The organism is Pseudomonas sp. TJI-51 (assembly GCF_000190455.2).
In the GTDB taxonomy this organism is placed as follows: domain Bacteria; phylum Pseudomonadota; class Gammaproteobacteria; order Pseudomonadales; family Pseudomonadaceae; genus Aquipseudomonas; species Aquipseudomonas juntendi.
Window position 1 is genome coordinate 13,823 of record NZ_AEWE02000006.1, and the last position, 23,932, is coordinate 37,754.

The following is a 23,932-nucleotide window of genomic DNA, read 5'->3' on the forward strand; positions in this document are numbered from 1 at the left end:
TACGGAGCCTGGCACCTGCCGGCGCTCGGTGAACTTTTACCAAGGTGGACGACTAGATGCTTTTCGTGGTGCTGCTTGGGGGCAAACACCCCCAGGCAAAGATTGAGGTTCACGACATTGTGTTTGCGGCCGCGGATACGCTGGAGCAGGCATACCCGCAACTACGGGACGGTTGGTTTGGCAGCCCCAAAGGCGTGCACGTCGATGCCTGGATGGCCGTCGATGGGGTTGACAACTGGCGCGTCGAGCTCAGCTCGCTGGCGCCGTCGCCTGAATCCCTTCGGCTCTACTTCATCAACCTGGGCGGGTACGACGCCCAGGCCTTTGGCGAGGCGCACGACTATCTGCTGGTGGTCGCCAGGGACAAACGGGAGGCCATGGCTAAAGGCAAGAAACAGGCCATGGCGCACTGGTCGCAAGCACACAACGATGCAGTGCTGGATGTCGATGACTGCCTGCCCATCGACCAGGTGGGCGGGCGTTTCGTGCACCTTGTGGAGGGGCCGCATGCCGGGGTACGCAGCCGGAACCAGTACATTGTCCTTTGATAACGGTCGTGGCAGTCAGCTTGCTGGTTGAGGCATGGTCAAGCTCGTTTCTGGGCGTGGTATTCGGCCGGCGGGCTTCTCAGTTGAATTTTCCCCGCATTTCCCCCCTCACACGCATGAGTAACAGAGCGCTGTAAGTGGCATGCCACCTACAGCTAACCCCAATTGCCTGGAGGCTTTGCCATGCAACCCGAAACCAAAGGTCATGAAGAGCACGGACCGAGTGGCGTGCCGTTCATCAACGATCCGGAAAAGCCGAGTTCACCGCCTTTGAATGACGCTGATGCCACGGATGCCGCTGAGGCTGAAGAAGACATCGAGGACGATGGCCAAGCGCTGTGAGCAGCAGCGGGTCACGGATGACCATCGTTTCAGCCCGCCCCCTGGCTACTGGGGGCCGGTTTCAAGCGTGCTACACGACCTGATCTGTTGCGGGTACGGCGTGTGCCAGATCTTCAGCATCGGGCCGAGCATGCAAGAGCACGACAGGCACCGATTTCGCGGCGGGCACTTTGCTTCGCTTGGCATAGTGCCACAAGGGCACGAGCGCATTGGCCTCGGGGTAGTAAGCGGCGGCGCAGCCCACCGGTATGTCATAGGCGATAATCTGAAAAGGGCCTGCCTCGCGGCGAACTGTCGGTTCCACAGCTGTACGCAAGCGAACCCAGCCCCCCGGCACGAAGCCCAGGCGGACGATATCGTTGCGGTTGAGGAACACCACTTTGCGCGTGCCCTTTACGCCCCTGAAGCGATCGTCGTAACCGTACACGGTGGTGTTGAACTGGTCATTGCTGCGCAACGTCATCAGTTGCAGGACATCACGGCCGGCTTCGCCCGTCAGCACGTCGTCGTCTTCATCCAGCGTGCCTGGGGTAATGAACTGCGCCTTCCCTGAAGGCGTAGCCCATTGCCGCTGTGCCACGCCCAGCGGGCGATGGAACCCGCCGGGCTCCCACATCCGCGTCTCGAAGTCATGGAAAATACTTGGATAAACCTTGCTGATGGCTTCACGAACCAGGGCATAGTCGTGCTTCCAGTGTGCCCAGGGAATGGCGACCGTGTCGCCCAGCGTCGCCAGGGCCAACTCTGCGATGATCGCCAACTCCGAGCGCAGCTGCTCTCCTGCGGGTTCGGCGTGGCCGCGCCAGGCGCGGATGCAGCCGGTGCTGTCTTCAGTGGTGTAGGTTTGTTCGACGCCAAGCTGCCGGTCGATCTCGATCCTGCCCAGGCAGGGCAGCAGCCAGGTGCTTTCACAAGGGACCAGGTGGGTGCGATTGAGCTTGGTCGCGATCTGTACACTGAGGCTGAGGTGGGCCCAGGCGGGTTCCACCCGGCTGGTATCGGGCACGGCACGCAGAAAGTTACCGCCAAGCCCGATGAACCCCTTCACACTGCCATTGAGAACGCCCTCGCAGGTGTCGACCGTCGCCAGACCCTTGTGCTCCGGAATCTTGAAGCCGAACAGCGACTCGATCTTCTCCCCTGGTACTTTCGCAGGGTCCTCGGTAATGCCTACCGTGCGTTGGCCCTGTACGTTCGAGTGCCCTCTGACCGGGCAGATACCAGCCCCTGGTTTACCGATATTCCCGCGCAGCAATAGCAGATTCACCAGCATCTGCACGTTGGCCACCCCGTGCCGGTGCTGGGTCATGCCCATGCCATAGACTATTATCACTTTCTCGCTGCGCGCATAAACGGTGGCCGTGGCCTCCATCGCGCTTCGGCTCAGGCCGGACCGTCGCTCCAGTTCAGCCCATGTGTATTGCTGCACACGCTCCATGAACTGGGCCAGGCCGTCCGTATGTTGTGCGAGAAAATCGTGATCGAGCACCGGCGGCTCGCCGTTGCTTTTGGCCCTTTCCTCCATTTCCAGAAGCGCCTTGGCCACCCCCATGACGGCAGCGGTGTCACCGCCGATGGCCACTTGGTGGTATTGAGTGCTGATGACTGTGGATTGCGGACCGAGCATTTCAGTGGGGGACTGGGGGTTTACAAAACGCTCCAGACCACGTTCCCGGATCGGGTTGAAGGTGATGATCGGGACATTGCGCTTGCGCACCTCCTGAAGCGGGTGAAGCATGCGCGGGCTGTTGCTGCCTACGTTCTGCCCGAAGAACAGAATGCAGTCGGTATGCTCGAAATCGGCCAGTGAGACCGTGCCAACCGGGACCCCGATGCTTTCCTGCAGGCCAACCGAGGTGCTTTCGTGGCACATGTTGGAACTGTCGGGAAGATTGTTCGTGCCATAAGCACGGGCGAACAACTGGTAGATGAACGATGTTTCCAGTGATGCGCGCCCTGATGCATAAAAAACGACGTCGTCGGGGCTAAGCGCGCGCAACTGCGCGCCGATGGCTTCATAGGCTTGCTCCCAGGTCACGACCTGGTAGCGATCAGTGTGCTTGTCGTAACGCATTGGGTGGGTTAACCGGCCATGCTGCTCCAGCTCGAAGTCCGACCAGCCGCGCAACTCGGTCAAGGAGTGGGCCCTGAAGAAATCGGGCGAGGTGCGTCGTGACGTCAATTCCCATGCCGTGGCCTTGGCACCATTCTCGCAAAATTCCAGGGCATGAGGATCGCCTGGCTTGGCCCAGGCACAGCTCACGCAGGCGAAACCCTTGGGCTTGTTCAGCTTGAGCAGGGCGGTTGTGCCTTTGATCAGTGCCTGCTCGCGCCAAAGGATATTCAGCACGGAGTGGGCCGACCCCCAGCCGCCCGCTGCAGAGGTATAGGGCCGAAAATGTGATGTGCCATGGATCATCTTCATGTCGACCTCGCCTTGCCATTTAGTGTGTCTAAACGCTACGAGTACTGGGGAGCCTCTAAGTTCGAAGCGATTCAAGGGGCGGCTGGGACCCCGCGCACGCAACGGGGGGCGAATGGGGTGGGCGCTCACGCGCCCCTGATGCCCAGGCCCTCGCGCGCTGGCACCGACAAGTTGGCTTCTTGCGGCAATGCGGTGACCTTGATCGCCCGCACCGGTACCGCGAACTTGGCGCCCACTTTGGAGAAGCGGTCGAGCAGGTGGAAGTTGATCGCCTGCTGGATGTCCATGTACAGGTTGTAGCCTGGGTCCTGGACGATGTATACGCACTCGAACTCCAACGCTTCCTTGCCAAAACCACGCAAATGAGCACGGTCGAAGCGCACCTGCGATTGCGCCTTGATAGCCTCCTCAACGATGCCAGGGGCTTTTTTCACTGCCTCGGTGGGCGAGTCGTAGGACAGGCCAAACTCAAACACAATGCGGCGTTCCTGCAGGCGTTTGTAGTTCTGGATCGTGCTGCTGATCATGCTGGCGTTGGCCATGACGATCTGCTCGCCACCCAGGCTGCGGATGCGTGTGGTTTTCAAGCCCACATGTTCAACGGTGCCGGCCAACGGGCCAATGACGATGAAGTCGCCGACCTCGAAGGGTTTGTCCACGGCGATTGACAGGGAGGCGAACAGGTCGCCGAGTATGTTCTGCACGGCCAGCGCCACGGCGATACCGCCGACGCCGAGGCTGGCGACAAACGCAGTGATGTTGACGCCCAGGTTGGACAGCATCGCCAGTACCACCACCGACCACAGCAGCACCCGCGCCCCCCACGCCGACAGGGTGGCCAGTGCGCTGGCCTGGGTAAGACCATCGGTGCGTTGACCCGCGAAGTAGCGATCCAGCCCCAGGCCGATGGCGCGGTTGGCCCACAGCCCGATTTGGAGGGCGGCGACCACGAACCACAGGCTGCTGACCCGTGTCAGCCAGCGCTCGGGCAGGTCGAGCATGCTCAGGCCTACCAGCAAGGACGCGAGCAGTAGCAGGGAATTGCTGGTGCCGGCCAGCACCTTGGCCAGCACATGGCTGAGCACGCCGTCGTGTTCGGCCCAGCGCCGGATGCGGTGCAGCAGGAAGCTGATGGCGGCGCGGGCGACCAGGAAAGTCGCGATGGCCACCACCATGGCCAGCAGCCAATTGAGTATGGAGATGCCGAACAAGTTAGTCTCGGTGAACAGGGCTATCAGGCGGTCATTCATGAGCAGTGGGTCTCCTGGGTGACTGGATTGATATGACGGTCTTTTCATGGGATGCCCTGACGGCGCCATAGGTCGATCGGATTTCAAAAACCGCACGGCGGCATGCTGAGTCATCGCTAGGTGAGCCAGCGCGCCGGGGGTAGTGTCCATGGAACGACAAGTGCACCTGGCGACTCCATTACAGCAACGGCGATCCATGGAGTGCCATGATGATCCACGTGGGATGCGCGGGCTGGAGCTTGCCGCGCCAGTAGGCCGAGGCGTTCCCGCAGCAGGGCAGCCACCTGCAGCGCTACGCCGCGCGGTTGGGTGCCGTCGAGATCAACAGCTCGTTCTACCGGCCGCACCTGCCGGCGACCTATGCCCGTTGGGCTTGCGCTGTACCAGCGGATTTCCGCTTTGCGGTGAAGCTACCCAAGCACATCACCCACGAGTTGCAACTGGAACGCTTTGAGGCAGCGCTTGATACGTTTCTTGGGCAATGCCAACACCTGGGTGACCGCCTTGGCTGCCTGCTCGTACAATTACCGCCATCGCTGGCCCATGATGATGGCCGGGACCGGCGTTTCTTTGAACGCCTGCGCCAGCGCCATGCCGGGCCGGTGGCGGTCGAACCCAGGCACGCCAGTTGGCAAGCGGCGCAGTCGATGCTGGTCGACTTGCATATCGCTCAAGTGGCGGCGAGCCCTTCGCGTTTTGGCGCCGACGCACAACCCGCGGGCTGGCCAGGCTTGGTCTACTGGCGCCTGCACGGCGAACCGCGCATCTACCGCAGCGAGTATTCCCAACAATACCTGCAACAGCTGGCTGCACGGCTGCGGCGCAGCCACGCTGCCGGTGCGGCTACATGGTGCGTCTTCGACAACACGGCTTCGGGTGCTGCGCTTGGAAATGCGCTGGCGCTCGAAGGGTGTCTGAGTTAGGGCATTCTGCGGCCGTCGCAACCACCTTGCCTATTGCGTATTTTATTGCTTCAGCTAACTTGTACAAAAAACTGTACATGAATGAGGTTTTGTACATGTATTGCGAGTGGCCTCTGACGCTTTACTTTGACGGGGCCTGCCCATTGTGTGCCAGGGAGGTCGCATTTCTGCGCAGGCGTTGCACGGCAGCAAAGCTCATCCTGGTTGATATCGACAGCGATGAGTTCGATCCCACACCGCTGGGCCTGACGATTGAGGAACTACGGTCCTGTTTGCACGCAAGGTTCGCGAACGGGCAGTGGGTCACCGGCTTGGACGCGACCCTGTGGGCCTGGCGTGCTGCCGGTTTGGGTTTTTGGGCAGCACCCTTGGCGTGGCGCCCGTTGCGTCCAGTGCTTTCGGTTCTTTACAAATTGTTCTGTCGCTTGAGGCCAAGTCTGGCCTGGTTACCCCATCCCGATGGCGGGCAACGTTGCAAAGGTGAGGCCTCCAAATGTCACATTCGCTAGCCGAACACTATCGTGAAATCCTTGTTGGCGTGGGTGAAAACCCGCAGCGCGAAGGGCTCCTGGATACGCCTCAGCGTGCTGCCAAAGCGATGCAATACCTATGCAATGGCTATACCCAGAGCTTGGGTGAGATCGTCAACGGGGCGCTGTTCGAAAGCCAGAATGACGAGATGGTTGTCGTTCGCGACATTGAACTGTACTCGTTATGCGAGCACCACATGTTGCCGTTTATTGGGAAGGCACATGTCGCGTACCTGCCAACAGGGCGAGTACTAGGGCTTTCCAAAGTAGCGCGCTTGGTGGACATGTTTGCCCGCCGTTTGCAGATCCAGGAAAACCTGACTAGGCAGATTGCCTGTGCCATGCAGGAAGTGACCGATGCGGCAGGGGTTGGGGTGGTCATCGAAGCCAAGCACATGTGCATGATGATGCGTGGTGTGGAAAAGCAGAACTCGGTGATGATTTCCTCGGTCATGCTAGGCGAATTCAGAGACTCGCCAACGACGCGGCATGAATTCCTCACGCTGATTGGCCGACACACCTGAAGTTTGGTTTTGAGTCGTGGAGGAGGGCGCACCCATGGGTTCAGTGTTCGATACGTTATCTCCGAGCCGCTTTACGATCCTGGGCTACGGTGGCTTGCTTCCATTTCTGGGTCTGGCACTGCTGGTTTGTTTTGGCGGTGAGTATCGAGATAACCTGGCTGAAGCGTTGGTTGGCTATGGGGCCGTGATACTGAGTTTTGTCGGGGCCCTGCATTGGGGTTTCGCGATGACGTTGCCAGCCTTGCCTGCTACTGAGCGACAACAGCGGCTTGTGTGGAGTGTCATGCCAGCCCTTATCGGCTGGGTTGCCATGTTGTTACCGGTGTCATGGGGCTGTTGGGTACTGGCTTCAGGATTTACCGTGCACTTTTGGCAAGACCGTAAACTGGCCAACTTCATGCCCGGCTGGTATATGCCTATGCGGGTACGTTTGACGGTCGTGGCGAGCTTGTGTCTGGTATTGAGTGCCATTGTCATGGCGTTCGGAAACTGAAGTCACAGAAGAAACAAATAGCAAAATTTTCCCCCTTGCAACATTTTTGCGCTGGATAAAATCTGATGGTGTGACGCCGGGCCCCTCTGACGGTAAGTAGCCGCCATGTCGGAGTCATAGTTGTTAAACTACGACTATATAGGAGGGGCTCATGTCTGCCCTTAATACGTATCTCTCCCAAGACGTGCTTGGCACTGATCTCTGGCTGTGGCTTTCATTCTTCGCTGTCGTGTTGACGCTGCTGGCGCTTGACCTAGGGGTTCTCCATCGTGGGAATCGAGAAATCGGTGTCAAGGAAAGCCTGCTCCTGTCAGCTGGCTACATCAGCATGGGCCTGCTATTTGCAGTCTGGGTCTATTTCCAGAAAGGCAGCGACGCAAGCATGGACTATGTGACTGGCTTTCTGATCGAGAAGTCGTTGTCCATGGACAACGTGTTCGTTATTGCCCTCATTTTCAGTTTTCTTGCCATTCCCAGAGAATTTCAGCACCGAGTGCTGTTCTGGGGGATCATGGGTGTCATTGTATTGAGGGCCATCATGATAGGCCTGGGCGCGGCGCTGGTTACACAGTTCAGTTGGATTCTTTACTGCTTCGGCGCCTTCCTGGTATTCACGGGTGTGAAAATGCTGTTCGCTCGACTGGACCATGAGCCCGACTTGGAAAACAATCGCTTCGTCAAGTATCTGCGCAGTCATCTACGCGTGACTGACGAGTTGCACGGTCAGCATTTCCTGGTCCGTATACCTGATGGCTCCGGCAGGCGGGTAATATGGGTGACGCCGCTGTTTCTCGCGTTGATTCTGATTGAGTGCGCCGACTTGGTGTTCGCGGTTGACAGTGTGCCAGCGATCTTTGCCATCACGCAGGACCCCTTCATTGTCTATACGTCGAACATTTTCGCGATACTCGGTTTGCGCGCACTGTATTTTGCATTGGCTGCGATGATAAGCCGCTTCGCCTATCTCAAATACGCCTTGGCCCTGGTACTGGTTTTCATAGGCGCGAAAATATTCCTGCACGATATCGTTGGCAAGGTGCCTGCTGAAATTTCTTTAAGCGTTACAATTGGCCTGCTGATTGGCGGCGTGCTGCTGTCACTCTGGAAAACCAGAGCGCCGGTCAAGGTTTGAAGGCTTGCATGGCGCTCAACAGCGCGGGTGGGGTGGGCTGGTCGAGGTAACATCGCCCAGCACGCCAATCCCATGGTGAAGGTCACGTGCGGTCAACGGCTAGATACAGGTTTTGCTGCATCTGATCAATGACACGCCTGGCTCTCGACGAAAGCGGCCACTCTGATCGGTAAATGAGCCAGAGCGTGTCCACAACTGCGTTCCCACACTCCACCACCTGCAAAGCATTCTGTGCATGGAAGGCGCGCCTGGCGAACCTTGGCAGCACAGTAAAGCCCAAACCTCGTGAAACCGGCTCCAGAATGAGGCTCACCTGATTACTGAAGCCGCGTTTCTTGATTGCTTGGATGCCGGCGGCGTCTGGATATCTCCGGCTAAGCAGGCGTGTTGCCATTCCGACCCCATCGGGGTGGTCGATGAAGCCGAGTTCTGAAAGCGTTTCGAAGCCAACATAAGGTGTAGTGGTGGGCAATATCAACTCCAGGGGTTCCTCGCCAAACCGCTGCGCTGTGATCCTCATGTTGTCTGGCTTGTGAGTCACGATTCCCATTTCAAAGCGATTGGTCAGTACTGCATCGAGCACCTCCGCGTCGGGGGCGAACCTGTGGCGGATAATGAGGCCAGGATGGTTTTCTTGATAATCCAGCAGGAGCGGATACAAGGCCAGCCCTATACTGCCGGGGGACACCAGGCTGATATCGCCTACGTCTTGGTCTTCTGAACTAAGGCGGGCATCGAGTGCACGGCCAGCTCGTTCCATTTCTCTGAAGTAGTCCAACACGGCACTCCCGGCAGGGGTCAGCTCAACATGCCGGTGGTGGCGAATGAAGAGGCTGCCGTAGTGCTTTTCCAGGCTCTGGATGTGCTGGCTCACTGCGGCCTGGGTCAAATTCAGATGTTCTGCAGTGCGAGTGAAATTCCCAAGTTCGGCCAGCACTGCAAAGGATCGGAGCCACTGCGGATTAACCATCATGAAGTCTTATCGTAACCATAATGTGGGCACGGTTTTCATTATATATGACCGGGCGTAGGGTAGGGACCAACCTTTCTGGAGACTGTCCGTCATGTCCGTTTACCCCCGTAATTTCTCCCATATAGGCCTCTCGGTCACCGACCTGGATGGCGCTGTCAAATTTTACACAGAGGTGCTTGGGTGGTACCTGATCATGCCGCCGACCACCATCGCTGAAGATGACAGCGCGATTGGCATGATGTGTACGGACGTCTTTGGTGCCGGATGGGGATCGTTCCGCATCGCCCATCTGTCTACGGGCGATCGTATCGGCGTCGAGATATTTGAATTCCGCAACGCCCAGCGCCCTAACGACAACTTTGAATACTGGAAAACCGGTGTCTTTCATTTTTGCGTGCAAGACCCGGATGTCGAGGGCTTGGCCGCCAGGATCGTGGCTGCAGGTGGCAAGCAGCGAATGCCGGTACGTGAGTATTTTCCAGGTGAGAAGCCATTGCGCATGGTTTACATGGAGGATCCCTTCGGCAATATCCTGGAGATCTACAGCCACAGCTATGAGCTCACCTATTCTGCAGGCGCATACCAATCATGATTTTGCCAACAACTCACCGCGCGTTTACCTGGCAGGGCAGTGCTGACCCGGCTGATCTGTTGCTCACTGAAACTCAGATTCCCAAACCGGAAGCGGACGATGTTCTTATCCGCAACGTCGTGATCGGCCTCAATCCTGTGGACTGGAAAGTCTTGGGTGGGCAACTGGTCAACTGGCAGCCCGGGCACGTACCCGGGGTCGATGGTGCGGGGGTCGTGGTTGCTGTAGGCGACAACGTCTGCACTTCCTGGGTCGGCCAGCGCATCGCTTACCATCAAAGCCTTGGTCGGCACGGCAGTTTTGCAGAATATACCCCGGTGAGAGCCAGCGCAGTGCTTCGTGTACCAGCCATGGTTAGCTGGGAGCATGCAGCCAGTCTCCCTTGCCCAGGCTTGACCGCTTGGCTGGCGCTGGAAAAGCTGCCGCAATCATGTCGGACTTTGCTGGTGAGCGGGGCGGGCGGCTCCGTTGCCAACCACCTGATTCAGATAGCGGTGCGGCGCGGGTTGAAGGTCACTTCACTGAGCCACCGACGACATGCTCAACGCCTGGCGGATCTAGGGGTGGCAGAGTGCATGGAGGGTCCACTGGATCAGGCCTGGAGCGGCCCCATGGTGTTCGATGCTGTTATAGACACCGTGAACGCTGAACATGCTGCGCGACTCGAACCCGCGCTCAGAGCCAACGGCCATCTGGTATGTGTTCAAGACCGGCTCCACGCCTCGCCCATACCACCGTTCACCCGGACCATTTCGCTGCACGAGGTCGCTCTCGCGGCATTGCATACGTTTGGTGATGATCGTGCCTGGCAAGCGCTAGTGGACGCGGGCGAGGGCATGCTTACCTCAATGGGGCGGGCGCAGTGGACGCCTGAAAGTTACAGCGTAGCCTCGTTCGAGCGTCTTCCAGATCACCTCACCGGGCTGCAACAACGCACGTTCAGCGGCAAAGGCGTGATTCGGGTCGCAAACGACTAATTGCGTGGCATGCATGAACCACCCAGACTCGGGCCCTGAAGAATTCGCATTCCGTTTCATTCATAGCCAAGGTATACCAATGCACAGTGCCCCCGAAGGAAATGAGATCATCATTGGCGCCGACCTGGGGGGAACCAAGCTCCTGCTGGTATGCGGAGCCCATTCACGACGTTGTGAAACCGGGCCCGGGTATACGCCTGACGATTTTGCCGCCCAGCTCCGCGCCTTCATCGAAGATTTGGGGCTACGCCCGGCTCTTATCGGGATTGCGGTACCGGGGCTGGTCGGTTGCGATGGCATAGTCGTTAGTTGCGACGTGCTGCCTGGCCTGACCGGCTGGCGTCCGGCGCTTGCACTCGAAGCACTTGGGTGCCGGATAGCTGTCATCAATGATGTAGAGGCCGCCCTGCTGGAAGAAATGCAGGATGCCAGCGCTGAGTTCACGGGCGGCGTCATCATGGCTGGCACGGCCATTGGTGCTGCCTTCATGACGCACGGACGGGCGTTGCGGGGTGCCAATGGCTGGGCTGGCGAGCTTGGTTACCTGCCGCTGCGTGTTGGTGGTTCAGTCAGGCGGCTGGATGAGGTAGCCGGCGGTGGCGCTATGGCCAACCGGCTTGGCATCAGTGGCGATAAGCTCGCACGTTTGGTAGAGGCTGCAGACCCTGGCGCCATGGATACAGTCAGGGCCGGCGGCCAGGCCCTGGGTCTTGGCATTGCCACTATCATCAACTTGCTCAACCCCTCGCGTCTGGCAGTGGGTGGTGGAACCTTGAAACTCGAAGGGTACTGGGAGGGTGCATTGCAGGCAGCCGAAGCCCATGCCATTGCACCCCTCTGGGATGCTTGTACTGTCGAACGCGTGAAGTCGGAAGATTTCGTAGTGGCACTAGGGGCGATTCGAGCCGTTCAGAGCACCTTGAAACCATAGGTGCCTTCGCGTTCTAGTTGAGCGATCAGACCGCACTTCCAGTGCAGATACCCCAGCATGGCCTCGCCGGGAAATGTCCGCTTTCTCGTAAGGGCGCTGGCAGCGTTAGTACCGCTACTGTTGAGTGCTACCGTGAAATGCGGCCAAGCATGCCGGCTATTCACTGCTGGACGAGGTCGAGCGGCGCATCCGGCACTTCATCGTCGCGCAGTGTGCCGGGCTGGTTAGAAAATGGTGTTGGAAGCGGCGCATTGAGGACATCGTGTGAGCGTCTTGCGGTGGAGCGCCGAGCTTGTGGACGCACCCGGCAGATGAACGCTTGGCCGCCAACACCTTCGAAACAGCGAGCGCCACTGCTGGTTCAGGCGGGTTGGTCTGGGAGAGGGCGGAAGTTTGCGGCCAAGCATGCTGAACTGATCTTCATAGCCAAGTCGAACCCGCACGAAATCCGTCAAGGACTGGAAGAGATTTGGACGATAGCTGAGGCACGTGGCCATGCTCGCGATGATGTAAAGTCGCTGACAGTGCTGCGCATCCCTTTAACCGCCGGAGATGTCAGAAAGCGCTTTGCAAATGTTACACGGGGCACCTATCTGATCCTGGTAGGTACTGCGGAGCAGGTGGCAGGCAGAATCGACGCGCATGCCCGGATATCGGGTACGAGTGGCTACATGCTCAACCCGTTGACGAGCCCTGGCACATTAGAAGATTTCGTGGAGCTGGTGGTGCCGGCGCTGCAAAAGAGAGGTTTTTACCGAACCGGTGCTCAGAGCGGAAGCTTGCGTGCCAGATTGAGGGCTGACAGATCTGACTGCCTGCCAGCGTCGGCCTACGGATCCTCCTTCCGCTTTCCCGCATAAACAACATCAAAAGCGGGGCCCGTGGGCTAACGCCAGTCAGTCAAATAATTTGGGGCCGCTTTGCGCCCCTTCGCGGGCGTGAAATGCCCATCGGCCTGCTGGTTATTGACGTCGATGATCGTGATCAGATTATCGAGCTTCCAGTGCGAGGCCGACATCGCAGCTTCCCAGGTCGAGAGTGGAGGAGGAGGGGCGGTTTTCGGTGCTGACGAGGGTGGAGGGCAGCCGCTATGTGATGGCTACGTTTCGGCGAGAGGGCGGTCGTAATTCTCTGCGGGATTTCCAGCAGATGGCTGTGGCGTGAAGCGCTTTGTGCGCGGAGAAATGGGCGTGCCGCGTCGCGGATGGCTGTCGTGAACCGAACCACCTGTGGTGTTTCGGCCCTGCGGGCTTCCATCCTGCACGCCTCCGGCCGGCAGCCTGCGCGCTCCGCTTGCCTTTGAAAACCTTAACCACTTCGACCTGGCTCCGCTTAGTGGAACTTAGGGTCGCCTCCATGCACCCCATGCAAGGAGCACTTCAGGCCTCGGGCTGACTGGCTGGATGGTCGGCGTCTGACCTACTTCACTAACCCCCCTGTAGTGGTCTACTAACCCCGGACACCCATTTAGGCCAAAATGCTCGCCACAGAGAGGTGTCCGATGACCAAGCAACGCCGTACCTTTACCCCTGAGTTCAAACGCGAAGCTGCCTGCCTGTTGCTCGATCAAGGCTACAGCCATGCCGAAGCGGCCCGTTCGCTCGGCTTGGTCGAGTCGGCACTGCGCCGATGGGTTAATCAGCTTCAGCAGGAGCGCGGCGGCGTTACGCCGGCCAGCAAAGCGTTGACGCCAGAGCAGCAAAAAATCCAAGAGTTGGAAGCCCGGATCACGCGCCTTGAACGCGAGAAATCGATACTAAAAAAGGCTACCGCGCTCTTGATGTCGGAAGATCTCGAGCGTACGCGCTGATCCGCCAGCTCAGCGATCATGAGCCCGTTGATTGTTTGTGCGAAGTGTTTGAAGTCACTCGCTCAAGTTACTACGCACATCGTCACAGAAGGCGAACTCCGGACGTTGAACGACTGCGGTTGCGCAGTCGAGTGAATGAGTTGTTCACGCGAGGTCGAGGTGCGCCCGGCAGCCGTACCATCATGGCAATGATGCAAGAAGAAGGTGAGCAAATCGGGCGGTTCAAGGTACGCAGCCTGATGCGTGAGCTGGCGTTGATCAGCAAGCAGCCAGGATCACATGCGTACAAAAAGGCCACAGTGGAGCGGCCAGATATTCCGAATACCTTGAACCGAGCGTTTGATGTCGAAGCGCCAAATCAGGTCTGGTGTGGAGACATAACTTACGTCTGGGCTCAGGGCAAATGGCACTATCTCGCAGTTGTACTGGATCTCTACGCACGCAGAGTGGTGGGCTGGGCCTTATCAGAGAAGCCGGATGCAGACTTAGTCGTCAAAGCGCTGGACGTAGCTTACGAACAGCGTGGAAAGCCTCAAGGACTACTGTTCCACTCCGACCAGGGATCGCAATATGGCAGCCGTCAGTTCCGCCAGATACTATGGCGCTACCGGATGCGCCAGAGCATGAGCCGCCGAGGCAACTGCTGGGATAACGCGCCGATGGAGCGAGTCTTTCGCAGCTTGAAGTCAGAATGGATACCGACCACGGGCTACCTGACCGGGCAGCAAGCCCAACGAGACATTAGCCAGTACCTGATGAGCCACTACAACTGGATTCGCCCCCATCAATTCAACGATGGGCTGGCTCCGGCGAAAGCTGAAGAAAAACTCAAAACTGTGTCCGGAATGAGTTGACCACTACACATATCCTCGCGGGAGGAAACGGGCTTACGAAATCAGCTCAGCTTAAGTGGGATGCGCATCAGGCAGCGTTAAGTGCCGACAATAAAGCGCTTGTCTATCTCCCTAATGAAGCCGTCGCGCGGCTGGCAAACGAATACAAACCAGAGATTCTCAGCGCGTTGAAGGGCCCGCTCGGGGTAGAGCAGCAATCACCACCTGAAAATGATGCCTGACGGCCATGCATGGCAACGCATGTGACTTAGGGCGATCTGGGCATATATGGTACATGCTCCCAGAGAGGTTGAGCATTAAAGCGATAGATGACGTGGGGCATGCGCGAACGAGATACACAAGCCGCTGCTTCCTGTAGATCTCGTAGAGCTCAAGATTCGTGAGGTAACGGCCGTCGTTTCGAGATGTGTGGCCCGATGCAAAAACAAGCATCAGGCCACACCGGTAATGGCATCAGGAGCGATCGTCATCCAGCAGCGCTACAGCCCGGACGAAGCCTGCGGATGCATGCCTGATTTTGTAGGGGAAGCATGAAATCCAGAACCCAGATGAAGGGAGTTGATCCAGGTTCGCCAGCTTTTCCATTTGACCGTAGCCTATGTCACGACCGGCTTTGTGGCCCTCCCAGACGATTGATGCATCCCCAGTCTGTGCGAAGCGCTCGCGGGTAAACTTGAATGGCGCGTCCCAACTCCATGCGTCCGTACCAACGACCCGAACCCCTTTTTCAAGAAGGTATAGGGTGGCATCGCGCCCCATCCCAACACCCGCATCGAGATAGCCAGGTTGCCCAAAAAGGCTTCCGGCGCGGGTATTGATCACTACGATCTCCAGTGGCTGAATCTCGTGACCGATGCGCCTCAATTCAGCCTCTACATCGGCAATGCTCACGACATACCCGTCTGGCAAGTGGCGAAAGTCCAATTTGACGCCTGGCTTCAAGCACCACTCCAGAGGCAGCTCATCGATCCCGTAGGCGGGCTTTCCACCATCCGTTGTCGAGGCATAGTGCCAGGGCGCATCCATGTGCGTACCGCTGTGCGTGGTGATACTTAGCCGTTCTGCCGCCCACGACTCGTTACCAGGTAAATCCTCCTTGCGAAGCCCTGGGAACATCGCGGCCATCTCTGGCCACCCCTGCTGATGATCCATGTAGTCAATCTTGGGCAGTAGGGGTGGTGGATCTGTATACGGGTTGTTGTCCAGGCTGACCGAGAGGTCGAGCATGCGAAATTTAGCCAAGTTCATGAGTAGTAATCCCTACTTCCGTGCTCTTGGGGCGTGTGAAGGGTGGGTACTTGCCGAGTGCGTTCCGAATCAGCTGGGAAGCCGAGCGATCATTCCGGAAGCCGAATTCGCGGGCGCGTGTGGTGCGCAGAGGAGGCAGGCTCCCGAACAGCGCCTCAAGCTGGGGGTCTGGATTGAACCGGATGTTTTTGCTGTTCTCAGCGCCGAATCGCGATGCAAGAGCCTCAAGGATTTCACTTATAGAGAGCTGCAGAACTGGCAATTGCCAGACTCGATTCCCCTGAGACTCGCTCAATTCTGCAGCACGGATAAGATTGTCCACACAGCAGCTTGCCGACATCCACCAGCAGGTTGCTTGAGGTGAAACCGGGCACTCATAGGCTTCGCCAGCCGCGTAGGCATGCAGCAAGTCGCTCATGAAGGCGGACTTCAATCCGTTCGGCTGCTTCGGGCGAGCCACGATCCCAGGCAGGCGGACAACGCGTCCGTCCAATTCACCCCGGCGCACCAGGTCTTCGATGCCGATTTCGACCATCCGCTTGTGTGCCGCATAGGACAGTTGCGGATGCGCAGGTTGAGACTCATCCATACGAGCCGGTAAATCCCCTCCATAGACCGCAACGCTACTCGCATACACCAGGACAGGAGGGCGCTGGCGGTTTCTGAGTTGCTGGAGCAATTCCAGGCTGGCTTGCAGATTGACCTGGTAGCCGAGATCGTAGTTGGCCTCTGCTGCACCGCCTGGAATGCTGACCAGGTGGAAAACAACATCGATGCCATCCGCCAGTACTCGTCGCAGAAGCGCAGGATTGGTGATGCTCCCTTCATGCCGGCGAAGACGGCTATCGTCAAGAAGGCCATCGGTAGTCTGGTCTACAGCAAGAATGGCTTCGATCTTTTGTCCGCGCAGTTGGCCTTGCTGCAGCAAGCGCTCGACGAGCTGGCGACCTACGAAGCCATTAGCTCCGCTGATCATTACACGCATGGCGCACCTCCTTGCACAATTCGCTGGTCGATCGGCCCGAAGAGTGCGCTACCGTCAGCGCCCTTCGCCTCCATTCGGACACGATCTCCGAAGCGCATAAACGGAGTGCTAGGTGCACCGTTAGCAATGGTTTCAATCGCTCGGCGCTCAGCGATACACGCTGACCCTACGGAGCGGTCGTTGTTGGAGACAGTACCTGACCCTACAAGGGTGCCAGCGCTCAGTCGGCGGGTGCGCGCAGCATGAGCAATCAGCTGGTGGAAGCCGAAGTGCATTTCACCCCCGTGCGGGTGTCCGAACCATTCACCATTCCACTCCACGTTCAGAGGCAGATGCACCCGACCATCTCCCCAAGCATCACCCAGTTCGTCTGGAGTCACGGCTACAGGCGCGAAGCTGCTGGAGGGTTTGGCCTGGAGAAAACCAAAACCTGTTTTCATTTCGCGTGGGCCGAGGGCACGCAAGCTGACGTCGTTCAACTGAAGCACTAAGCGGACATGGCGCAACGCCTCGTCTGCAGGGCATCCCATGGGAACATCGTCCAGCAGCACCGCAAACTCACCCTCGAAATCGATGCCGTCCGCTTCAGAGGGAAGCGCAACGTCTTCATTCGGGCCCAGGAAGTCGTCACCCGCACCCTGGTAGATCAACGGAATGGTGTCGGCGTTCTCGATCGGCTCCAGGTTAAATGCTTTCTGCATCAACTTGCCGTGGGTCAGGAAGCACGAACCATCTAACCACTGCCATGCCCTGGGCAGGGGAGCCATCAGTTGATCAAACGTGAGCACGAACGCGTCGGCAGCGTCACCAGGATTCAGTTGGTGGTACAGGGACGCCAGGTGCGCTTCAACATTCGCCCAATTCTCCAGTGCCGCCTGCATTGTGGGCGCTGCGTGCCCTGCGATAACTGCATGGTGCAGATCTCGGGAAACTACAATCAGCGTCCCGTCCCGGGTATCGTCGTTGAGCGTAGCGAGCTTCATCCCAGCAGCTCCTGCAGTTCAGGTGCGTAACGTCCGTCAAGCAGGATGAAGACCATCCGCGACATCTGTTCAGTACGGTTGCTCCAGGCGTGATTGGTGCCGCGCTGGACAACGATGTCACCTCGTTTGAGATGCACTTCCTCTTCATCCAGCACCAGCCATACCTCGCCCTCAGTGACGATGCCGTAATCGAGCGTCTCGGTGCGGTGCATCAGCTTGTGCTTCGAGTCCGCTTTCCCGGTGCCGGCGTGAGACTCACCAATTTCTGCAAATGCAGCGGCAGCATCTTCGGCACTGACCTGGTTCTGTACGCTATCTGGCGGAATGTCCACGACGCGGATAACGCTGCCCAGAGGGCCAGGGCTCAGTTGAAGTAGCTGAGAGGTCGGATCGTCCGCGTTGTCCAGAGGCGCAGGGGCCGTAGCACTGTTCCAGACTTCGTAGAAGACAGTGCCTGGCACTGCTTTAAGCGGGAAGTTGTTCGGCGTTGGCGCACTGCTGGCGACCACCGCAAGGCCTTCACCATTGTGACCGGTTACCACGCGCTTGAAAGTAGGAAGGGTTTGCATAGGATCTCCTTTAGTTTCCGTCACCGATGGTTGTGCCACCATCGACAATAATGTTCTGACCACTGATGAATGCTCCGCCCGGCGAGGCCAGCAGCAAGGCAACAGCAGCTACTTCCTCCGGGCGTCCAACACGGCGAAGCGGCGTCAGTGCGAGACGGCGCTGCATAACTTCGGCGTTATCGGTCAGGGGGCGAGCGAATTCGGTTTGAATCACACCCGGGCTGATCGAATTCACCCGAATGTTTTGTGGCCCCCATTCGACCGCCAGGTTGCGGGCGAGCTGCGAGAGGGCCGCTTTGGATAGCCCATACAGACCGAGCGCTTTGTTGCCGCGCACGCCAGCAATACTCGACATGAGAATGACGCTGCCACCGCCATGCTCAGCCATGGCGGGCAGTAATCCATTGGTGAGCCAGATAGCACTTCGCAGGTTCACGTTGAGGGTCAATTCCCAGTCTGCATCGCTCGCCGAGCTCATCGCCCCTAAGTGCGGCGCTACGCCGGCATTGCACACCAAGACGTCGATGCGCCCGAAATGCCTGATGGCCTGAGCAGCCAATGCATGTACCTCGTCTTGCTTGCTCAAATCAGCAGCAATCCCAATGACATCAATCCCCGCATCATTCAATGTCTGGGCGACGCTAGAGGTTTCGCTATGACTTTCACTGCTCACAATCAACTTGGCGCCGGCTCGCCCAAGGGCATAGGCGATCGCAAGGCCTATTCCTCGTGTAGCACCGGTGATAAGCGCCGTTCTGGCGCTAAGAGAAAAGAGTTCGTTCATACAGCACCTGTGCCTGAATAATCTGAGCGATGGGCGTCAGTCCTAGGCCGCACACATAGCGTCGCCTGCAACCGACAGCCCACCGAGCCTTTCAAAGTCGCTACGCCCACGGCACTGCCTTGTGCACTTCACTGCAAGGTGGGGTTTGAGTGTGCTTCTGCTCAGGAACAGCAACCGCTGACTTTTCAGGCGCACGCTGAGGCAGTAGGAAATAGGCCAAGGCAGGGAGGAGGATGAGGGCGCCGACCATGTTCCAAATGAACATGAAGGCAAGCAGCACACCCATGTCGGCCTGGAACTTGATCGGAGAGAAGATCCAGGTACCCACACCGATTGCCAGGGTCACCCCCGTCAGCATCACGACCTTCCCTGTGAAAAGCAGTGCTTGGTAGTAGGCTCGGGACAAGCTGGCGTCTTGACGCAGTTGCGCCAGGACGATGCTCATCACATACAGTGCGTAATCGACACCGATGCCGACGCCCAGGGCGATGACGGGGAGGGTGGAGACCTTGACCCCGATCCCCAGTGCCACCATCAAGGCCTCACAAAGAATGGAGGTGAGTACAAGCGGAAGGACTGCGCAAACCACGGCCCTCCAGGAGCGGAATGTCACCAGGCAGAGCAAAGTGACCGCGCCGTACACCCACCAGAGCATGTCATGGTTGGCCTTCTTCACAACGATGTTGGTCGCCGCTTCGATCCCTGCACTCCCAGCAGCCATCAGGAATGTCGCGCCCTCCGAGGAGTTGGCCAGGGAGAAGCGCTCAACATTCGAAACCACGTCGGTGAGGGTGTCGGCCTTGTGGTCTTTAAGATAGGCAAAGACTGTCAGGAGGCTGCAATCATCGTTGTACAAGCCGCGAGGAGCGCCCGCAGTGACCATGTTCAAGGTCGCTTGGTTGTTCACCAGCTCGTACCATTTCGGGTTGCCTTCCGAGAGGCCAACCAGCACACGCCGATTGAGCAGCGCCAATGAGTTTGTCGAATCTACGCCTTCAAGCCCGCGCAATTGCCAATCCAGATCGTCGACTTTCTTGAGGGTGCTGAATGCCGAACATTGCCCCGGTGGAGTCTTGATCATGACCGCAAAGAGGTCACTGCTCGCACCGTAGTGTTGGGTGATGAAGAGGTTGTCCTGGTTGTATCGAGAGTCAGGTCGCAGCTCAGGTGCCCCAGCATCAAGATCGCCGACCTTCAACTGCAGGCTGATCGCGTAGCCTGCGACGGCCATTGCAGCAGCAACGATGACGCAGGCTGTTGCCCAACGTTTGCGGGTGAACAGATCAAGGAAGCGCCATACCGCATGCTTGTCCGCGCCAGACGCCTCAGCCTCTTCTGCACGCAAGCTACGTCGAGCAGCTTTAGGGCTTACGCCGATGTAAGAAAGAACAATGGGCAACAAGATCAGATTGGTGAAGATGAGTACCGCGACACCAAGGCTCGCAATCACCGCCAAGTCTTGGATCACTTGAATCTTGATGATCATCAGAACCGCGAAACCTACGGCGTCGCACAGCAGGGCGGTCAGGCCAGCCAAGAACAGCCGACGGAACGTGAAGCGTGCAGCCACCAGGCGGTGCATCCCGCGCCCGATATCTTGCATGATGCCGTTCATTTTCTGCGCGCCATGGCTCATACCGATGGCGAATACAAGAAACGGTACCAAGACCGAGTAGGGGTCGAGTTCGTACCCCAGCATCGGAAGCAGACCCAACTGCCATACCACGGCAACCAGCGAACACATGACCACCAGGAAGGTGCTGCGCACGCAGCGGGTGTACCAATAGAGCACTGCAGCGGTGATCAGGATGGCCACGCCGAAGAACACCAGGATCTGCTTCAAACCATCGATCAAATCACCCACGACCTTTGCAAAGCCCGTGATGTGAATCTCAACACCCTGAGACTGGTATTTGGCACGCAGTTGCTCAAGCTCATGAGCAAAGCTGGTGTAGTCCAGTGGCTGACCATCCGGCGTCTGCGCCAGCAGCGGAACATAGACAATGCTGGATCGCTGATCGAAGGCAACCAACTGGCCAATTTCGTTCGAGCGTTCAACGTTTCGTTTCAGCGCCTCCAAACTCTTGGGCTCGCCATCGTAGCCATCAGGGATCACTGGCCCACCTTCGAGACCTTCCTCTGTTACCCCCGTCCAGCGCGTAGACGGTGTCCACAAGGACTTCATGGCAGCGCGGTCGACACCCGGGAGCAGGTAGACCTCATCACTGATCTGCTCAAGGACTTTGAGGTATGCCTTGTCGTAGATGCTGCCCTGGGGATTGGCAACTGCGATGCGCACGGCATTACCCAGGCCCTTGAGTTCGTCGCGGTGCTCCAGGTAATTGACGATGAACGGATGCTCCCGCGGGATCATCTTCTCGAAGCTGGCGTTCAGCGTCAGGCGTGTGGCCTGCCAGCCCAGGAGCAGAGTAGCGGCAATGCAGAGCAGCAGTACCAAAGCACGATTGTTGAACAGCGCGCGCTCCAGTAGGGAACCTGAGGCACTGTTGAAGTCTTCGAGATTGCCCGAAGGGGGAGCGGAGGAGGTTGGTACATGCATGGCTTAATCCGCGATTTTGGAGAGGGAAGAAGGCGCAACACGTTGTGCTCCGGCTACACCCACAGCAACCAGGTTGCCGTCGGGCGTGGCTGTCACAGCACTGAGCGGAAGTCCTTCAGATACAGCGATGGGTTCAAGCTTCAAATCCTTGAGGCCGCCTTTCAGAACCATGCCGGCCTGGTTGGTCAGGAGCAGTTGCTCACCCTCAACGCGAATGGCGTTAAGCGATGCCGGAGCAGGGGTATCGATCGCGTTGAAAGTGGCCCCGTCATCGTCAGAAGCGAAAAGCTTGCCTCGCAGGCCTCCGACGAGAAGTCGTCCGCTGGGCAGAATCGCGGCTGCGAAGTAGCTACCATCGTAGGAGCCTTGGAGTGCACTGAAGCTGGCGCCGCCATCCATAGAGCGAAGCAGAAGGCCCTGTTCTCCTGCGATCAGAATCTTGTCGTGGTGGCGAGCCATCGCGTAGTAATGCAATCCACGAGGATTCGGGAGATCCCCCATCTTGGACTGCCAGGTTTTCCCTCCGTCACGGGTAAGCAACGCAAGCCCGTAAGCGCCGACAACGATCCCGTTGTGGGCATCGCTGAAGTTGATCGCCAGAAGGGGCTTGTCAGCGCCATCCGCCGACAAACGCTGAGCGGAGGCAAGGCGCTTGGCATCTCCAGAATGCTCAGCGGCATGGAGCTCGATCGCTGCAGCCTGCGTGCCGTCCAGCTGTACTTGCCAGCTCACCCCAGCGTCCGCGCTATGCAGCACAACGCCTGAGTGGCCGACGGCCCAACCATTGGAAGAGTCCACAAACTGCACGCTGGTCAGCGTGGTGCTCACTGGGCTTGGAGCTTGCCGCCAGCTCAGGCCGTTATCATCAGACAGCAGTACAACGCCGCGCTCGCCCACGGCAATCAAACGAGCGCCGGCGTGATCGATGTCCAGTAGCACTGCATGCAATGCTTGAGGCCCAAGCACTGAGGCTTGGGAGAGTCCATCATTGGCCCCGGCTGGCGCGACCATCGTGAGTGAGCAGCTTGCAAGCAAGAGCATTCCTGAGACTATCTTTTTCATCTCGTAAAACCTTTCTTGTTCTTCTAAGAAGCAGGCGGGGCAGGCGCCCCGCCAGCATCAACGAACTCCTTCGCCCGCCATTGCGTCAGCGGTGAAAACCGAGTCCTTGTACGGCGGCACGATGCGGTACTGCTCGTTCTTGCCTGCGTACACGTCGCCCACGAACCAGGATCCGGAGAGCAGGTCGTAGAAGCCGTTGGTCAACGAGGTGACGCCTGGGAGGTCAGGCAGGACAACCGGGGAAGTCCACACCACCTTTGCCAGTTGACCACGAGCGTCATATCGATCACCCAGGACAGCAGTCCAGGTGTCTTCATCGAGGTAGTAGGTGCTCTTCGGCATGACGTGGCGCGCGCCGCTTTTCAAGGTTGCTTCAACTACCCAGACGCGGTGGAGCTCCCAACGCACGGCATCAGCTTTCATGTGGTGCGCATCGAGCAGGGCCTCTGGGGACGATGCGGTGAACACCCGGTTCGAGTTGTACGGGATGTACATCTCTTTCTTGCCGACGAGCTTCCAGTCGAAACGGTCAATTCGGCCGTTGAAGACGTACACCTCGTCAAAGCTCATGACGCCAGCAGTGGCTGGGGTAGGGGTGTCGCAGCAGGCATTAGGCAGGCGGCGAACGCGTCGTTGGCCAGGCAGGTAACTCCAGGCGGCGGAGTTATCGGCATTCAGGTTTTCAAGGCCAGTGATGGCTTCACCGGCGCGCAGTGGAGGGCCATCGTTGGTCATGCGAATCGACCAGAAAACACCTTTCTCCGGACTGAAACCTGGCAGGTACCAAGGCATCTGCAGATCAGCTCGCGAATCGTTGGTCAGCACGTGCTTCCCATCGGCAGTGGTCAGATACTGCGTGAAGCTGGAGTGCCAGGAGGCTCCGCGCCAACGCAGCAGATGGTTCCAGATAGCCTCTGCACCGTTCTGAGGAATTGGGAATGGAATGCCGCCTGCCGCACCCTGAGGCATTGGCCCGGAAGCACCATCCACCAGCTTGCCACTAGTCGCGTTAGCGAAGGTCGCGTCGTAGACCGATTGCGGTGCTGCAGCACTGCGGTGCGTTGGGTAGACGACAACCTTGTAGGAGTCTGAGTACTTCTTCAGCATCGCCTGGATGCCTGGGGTCAACTTGTCTGCGTACTGAGCCATATTCTGGGCAGTAATGGTCAACACAGGCTGATCGCCGGCATACGGATCGCCTCGCTTACCGCCGTCCTTGTAGGCAGCATCGACTTTGGTGAGACCGCCAGTCCACGCAGGGATGCTGCCATCCGAATTGCCCGCACGTTCTCCCCCAAGGGGCGTCAGTGTCGATTTCAGTGTGGCCGCTTGATCAGCCGAAACCGCAGCCATCGACGCATGGGAGAAGAGCAGCGCAGCACTCAAGGCAGTAAGAGCAGCAAGAAACTTTTTATTGTGGTTCATCGAGACATCCTC

Annotated in this window: 23 protein-coding genes and 2 pseudogenes; 13 read left to right on the plus strand and 12 right to left on the minus strand. The window is 58.3% G+C overall.

Annotated features, from left to right (window positions below; all coding sequences use genetic code 11):
• Nucleotides 1–56: 56 nt before the first annotated feature.
• Both G1E_RS01355 and G1E_RS28585 read left to right on the plus strand, forming a co-directional pair.
• Nucleotides 57–548 carry a DUF1543 domain-containing protein gene (locus G1E_RS01355; protein ID WP_009684849.1) on the plus strand — a complete coding sequence of 164 codons (492 nt, stop codon included), beginning with the start codon at nt 57–59 and terminating at the stop codon, nt 546–548.
• A 183-nt stretch (nt 549–731) separates the two neighbouring features.
• Nucleotides 732–890 carry a hypothetical protein gene (locus G1E_RS28585; RefSeq protein WP_009684850.1) on the plus strand — a complete coding sequence of 53 codons (159 nt, stop codon included), beginning with the start codon at nt 732–734 and terminating at the stop codon, nt 888–890.
• Between the two features lie 70 nt (nt 891–960).
• On the opposite strand, the gene G1E_RS01360 is transcribed toward G1E_RS28585, so the two are convergent.
• Both G1E_RS01360 and G1E_RS01365 read right to left on the minus strand, forming a co-directional pair.
• On the minus strand, nt 961–3,315 hold the full coding sequence (locus tag G1E_RS01360; RefSeq protein WP_009684851.1) for an FdhF/YdeP family oxidoreductase: 2,355 nt from the start codon (nt 3,313–3,315) through the stop codon (nt 961–963).
• Nucleotides 3,316–3,440: 125 nt separating this feature from the next.
• Nucleotides 3,441–4,565: a mechanosensitive ion channel family protein gene (locus tag G1E_RS01365; protein ID WP_009684852.1), complete on the minus strand. Its 1,125-nt coding sequence runs from the start codon at nt 4,563–4,565 to the stop codon at nt 3,441–3,443.
• A 284-nt stretch (nt 4,566–4,849) separates the two neighbouring features.
• Here G1E_RS01365 and G1E_RS01370 point away from each other — a divergent pair, with 284 nt between their 5' ends.
• From G1E_RS01370 to G1E_RS01385, 5 genes are all read left to right on the plus strand, one after another.
• Complete coding sequence (locus tag G1E_RS01370; protein WP_306282997.1) at nt 4,850–5,488, plus strand: DUF72 domain-containing protein; 639 nt, start codon at nt 4,850–4,852, stop codon at nt 5,486–5,488.
• Nucleotides 5,489–5,583: 95 nt separating this feature from the next.
• The gene (locus tag G1E_RS27175; protein ID WP_033690796.1) at nt 5,584–5,997 is read left to right on the plus strand and encodes a thiol-disulfide oxidoreductase DCC family protein; all 414 of its coding nucleotides are present in this window, start codon (nt 5,584–5,586) and stop codon (nt 5,995–5,997) included.
• A complete protein-coding gene (gene folE, locus G1E_RS01375) occupies nt 5,982–6,542 on the plus strand; it encodes a GTP cyclohydrolase I FolE (protein WP_009684855.1) in 561 nt (186 codons plus the stop codon). Before G1E_RS27175 ends, folE begins: the two co-directional genes overlap by 16 nt.
• Before the next feature lie 34 nt (nt 6,543–6,576).
• On the plus strand, nt 6,577–7,035 hold the full coding sequence (locus G1E_RS01380) for a DUF3429 domain-containing protein (protein WP_009684856.1): 459 nt from the start codon (nt 6,577–6,579) through the stop codon (nt 7,033–7,035).
• A gap of 151 nt (nt 7,036–7,186) precedes the next feature.
• Entirely contained in the window at nt 7,187–8,167 is a 981-nt protein-coding gene (locus tag G1E_RS01385) for a TerC family protein (RefSeq protein WP_009684857.1), read from the plus strand.
• An 82-nt stretch (nt 8,168–8,249) separates the two neighbouring features.
• Here the strand turns inward: G1E_RS01385 and G1E_RS01390 are convergent, their stop codons facing one another.
• Nucleotides 8,250–9,140: a LysR family transcriptional regulator gene (locus G1E_RS01390; RefSeq protein ID WP_009684858.1), complete on the minus strand. Its 891-nt coding sequence runs from the start codon at nt 9,138–9,140 to the stop codon at nt 8,250–8,252.
• Nucleotides 9,141–9,231: 91 nt separating this feature from the next.
• On the opposite strand from G1E_RS01390, the gene G1E_RS01395 reads away from it, so the two are divergent.
• The 4 genes and pseudogenes from G1E_RS01395 to G1E_RS01410 all read left to right on the plus strand — a co-directional run.
• A complete protein-coding gene (locus tag G1E_RS01395) occupies nt 9,232–9,732 on the plus strand; it encodes a lactoylglutathione lyase family protein (RefSeq protein ID WP_009684859.1) in 501 nt (166 codons plus the stop codon).
• Nucleotides 9,729–10,709, plus strand: a complete 981-nt coding sequence (locus tag G1E_RS01400; RefSeq protein WP_009684860.1) for an alcohol dehydrogenase catalytic domain-containing protein — start codon at nt 9,729–9,731, stop codon at nt 10,707–10,709. The genes G1E_RS01395 and G1E_RS01400 overlap by 4 nt, the downstream gene beginning before the upstream one ends.
• A 13-nt stretch (nt 10,710–10,722) precedes the next feature.
• Nucleotides 10,723–11,640, plus strand: a complete 918-nt coding sequence (locus tag G1E_RS01405; protein ID WP_082437961.1) for an ROK family protein — start codon at nt 10,723–10,725, stop codon at nt 11,638–11,640.
• 329 nt (nt 11,641–11,969) lie between these two features.
• Nucleotides 11,970–12,500, plus strand: a pseudogene (locus G1E_RS01410) (LLM class flavin-dependent oxidoreductase); the annotation flags it as partial.
• Nucleotides 12,501–12,583: 83 nt separating this feature from the next.
• Here the strand turns inward: G1E_RS01410 and G1E_RS27185 are convergent.
• Nucleotides 12,584–12,676, minus strand: a pseudogene (locus tag G1E_RS27185) (transketolase); the annotation flags it as partial.
• 465 nt (nt 12,677–13,141) lie between these two features.
• Here G1E_RS27185 and G1E_RS27190 point away from each other — a divergent pair.
• Together G1E_RS27190 and G1E_RS28195 are read left to right on the plus strand one after the other, a co-directional pair.
• Nucleotides 13,142–14,304, plus strand: a protein-coding gene (locus G1E_RS27190; protein ID WP_156327347.1) for an IS3 family transposase whose coding sequence is annotated in 2 segments (ribosomal slippage) — nt 13,142–13,397 and nt 13,397–14,304 — 1,164 coding nt in all. Because the reading frame shifts where the segments join, the coding sequence is not laid out codon by codon here.
• Nucleotides 14,301–14,525: a hypothetical protein gene (locus G1E_RS28195; protein WP_132475866.1), complete on the plus strand. Its 225-nt coding sequence runs from the start codon at nt 14,301–14,303 to the stop codon at nt 14,523–14,525. The genes G1E_RS27190 and G1E_RS28195 overlap by 4 nt, the downstream gene beginning before the upstream one ends.
• Nucleotides 14,526–14,757: 232 nt before the next feature.
• Here the strand turns inward: G1E_RS28195 and G1E_RS01425 are convergent, their stop codons facing one another.
• The 8 genes from G1E_RS01425 to G1E_RS01460 all read right to left on the minus strand — a co-directional run bounded on the left by G1E_RS01425 (nt 14,758) and on the right by G1E_RS01460 (nt 23,920).
• On the minus strand, nt 14,758–15,552 hold the full coding sequence (locus G1E_RS01425) for a cyclase family protein (RefSeq protein ID WP_009684867.1): 795 nt from the start codon (nt 15,550–15,552) through the stop codon (nt 14,758–14,760).
• On the minus strand, nt 15,539–16,537 hold the full coding sequence (locus G1E_RS01430) for an NAD-dependent epimerase/dehydratase family protein (RefSeq protein WP_009684868.1): 999 nt from the start codon (nt 16,535–16,537) through the stop codon (nt 15,539–15,541). The genes G1E_RS01425 and G1E_RS01430 overlap by 14 nt, the downstream gene beginning before the upstream one ends.
• Nucleotides 16,528–17,520 carry a fumarylacetoacetate hydrolase family protein gene (locus G1E_RS01435; protein WP_009684869.1) on the minus strand — a complete coding sequence of 331 codons (993 nt, stop codon included), beginning with the start codon at nt 17,518–17,520 and terminating at the stop codon, nt 16,528–16,530. Before G1E_RS01435 ends, G1E_RS01430 begins: the two co-directional genes overlap by 10 nt.
• Nucleotides 17,517–18,089 carry a cupin domain-containing protein gene (locus G1E_RS01440; RefSeq protein WP_009684870.1) on the minus strand — a complete coding sequence of 191 codons (573 nt, stop codon included), beginning with the start codon at nt 18,087–18,089 and terminating at the stop codon, nt 17,517–17,519. Before G1E_RS01440 ends, G1E_RS01435 begins: the two co-directional genes overlap by 4 nt.
• 10 nt (nt 18,090–18,099) lie before the next feature.
• Entirely contained in the window at nt 18,100–18,873 is a 774-nt protein-coding gene (locus G1E_RS01445; RefSeq protein ID WP_009684871.1) for an SDR family NAD(P)-dependent oxidoreductase, read from the minus strand.
• 100 nt (nt 18,874–18,973) lie between these two features.
• Nucleotides 18,974–21,433 carry an RND family transporter gene (locus tag G1E_RS01450; RefSeq protein ID WP_009684872.1) on the minus strand — a complete coding sequence of 820 codons (2,460 nt, stop codon included), beginning with the start codon at nt 21,431–21,433 and terminating at the stop codon, nt 18,974–18,976.
• 3 nt (nt 21,434–21,436) lie between these two features.
• On the minus strand, nt 21,437–22,495 hold the full coding sequence (locus G1E_RS01455) for a YCF48-related protein (RefSeq protein WP_009684873.1): 1,059 nt from the start codon (nt 22,493–22,495) through the stop codon (nt 21,437–21,439).
• Between the two features lie 57 nt (nt 22,496–22,552).
• On the minus strand, nt 22,553–23,920 hold the full coding sequence (locus tag G1E_RS01460; RefSeq protein WP_009684874.1) for a DUF1329 domain-containing protein: 1,368 nt from the start codon (nt 23,918–23,920) through the stop codon (nt 22,553–22,555).
• Nucleotides 23,921–23,932 lie beyond the last annotated feature (12 nt).

What these genes read in the sequence shown, in the direction of transcription:
- G1E_RS01355 (WP_009684849.1), top strand. Translation starts at nt 57, where the DNA reads ATGCTTTTCGTGGTGCTGCTTGGGGGCAAACACCCCCAGGCAAAGATT.
- G1E_RS28585 (WP_009684850.1), top strand. Translation starts at nt 732, where the DNA reads ATGCAACCCGAAACCAAAGGTCATGAAGAGCACGGACCGAGTGGCGTG.
- G1E_RS01360 (WP_009684851.1), bottom strand. Translation starts at nt 3,315, where the DNA reads ATGAAGATGATCCATGGCACATCACATTTTCGGCCCTATACCTCTGCA.
- G1E_RS01365 (WP_009684852.1), bottom strand. Translation starts at nt 4,565, where the DNA reads ATGAATGACCGCCTGATAGCCCTGTTCACCGAGACTAACTTGTTCGGC.
- G1E_RS27175 (WP_033690796.1), top strand. Translation starts at nt 5,584, where the DNA reads ATGTATTGCGAGTGGCCTCTGACGCTTTACTTTGACGGGGCCTGCCCA.
- folE (WP_009684855.1), top strand. Translation starts at nt 5,982, where the DNA reads ATGTCACATTCGCTAGCCGAACACTATCGTGAAATCCTTGTTGGCGTG.
- G1E_RS01380 (WP_009684856.1), top strand. Translation starts at nt 6,577, where the DNA reads ATGGGTTCAGTGTTCGATACGTTATCTCCGAGCCGCTTTACGATCCTG.
- G1E_RS01385 (WP_009684857.1), top strand. Translation starts at nt 7,187, where the DNA reads ATGTCTGCCCTTAATACGTATCTCTCCCAAGACGTGCTTGGCACTGAT.
- G1E_RS01390 (WP_009684858.1), bottom strand. Translation starts at nt 9,140, where the DNA reads ATGATGGTTAATCCGCAGTGGCTCCGATCCTTTGCAGTGCTGGCCGAA.
- G1E_RS01395 (WP_009684859.1), top strand. Translation starts at nt 9,232, where the DNA reads ATGTCCGTTTACCCCCGTAATTTCTCCCATATAGGCCTCTCGGTCACC.
- G1E_RS01400 (WP_009684860.1), top strand. Translation starts at nt 9,729, where the DNA reads ATGATTTTGCCAACAACTCACCGCGCGTTTACCTGGCAGGGCAGTGCT.
- G1E_RS01405 (WP_082437961.1), top strand. Translation starts at nt 10,723, where the DNA reads ATGAACCACCCAGACTCGGGCCCTGAAGAATTCGCATTCCGTTTCATT.
- G1E_RS01425 (WP_009684867.1), bottom strand. Translation starts at nt 15,552, where the DNA reads ATGAACTTGGCTAAATTTCGCATGCTCGACCTCTCGGTCAGCCTGGAC.
- G1E_RS01430 (WP_009684868.1), bottom strand. Translation starts at nt 16,537, where the DNA reads ATGCGTGTAATGATCAGCGGAGCTAATGGCTTCGTAGGTCGCCAGCTC.
- G1E_RS01435 (WP_009684869.1), bottom strand. Translation starts at nt 17,520, where the DNA reads ATGAAGCTCGCTACGCTCAACGACGATACCCGGGACGGGACGCTGATT.
- G1E_RS01440 (WP_009684870.1), bottom strand. Translation starts at nt 18,089, where the DNA reads ATGCAAACCCTTCCTACTTTCAAGCGCGTGGTAACCGGTCACAATGGT.
- G1E_RS01445 (WP_009684871.1), bottom strand. Translation starts at nt 18,873, where the DNA reads ATGAACGAACTCTTTTCTCTTAGCGCCAGAACGGCGCTTATCACCGGT.
- G1E_RS01450 (WP_009684872.1), bottom strand. Translation starts at nt 21,433, where the DNA reads ATGCATGTACCAACCTCCTCCGCTCCCCCTTCGGGCAATCTCGAAGAC.
- G1E_RS01455 (WP_009684873.1), bottom strand. Translation starts at nt 22,495, where the DNA reads ATGAAAAAGATAGTCTCAGGAATGCTCTTGCTTGCAAGCTGCTCACTC.
- G1E_RS01460 (WP_009684874.1), bottom strand. Translation starts at nt 23,920, where the DNA reads ATGAACCACAATAAAAAGTTTCTTGCTGCTCTTACTGCCTTGAGTGCT.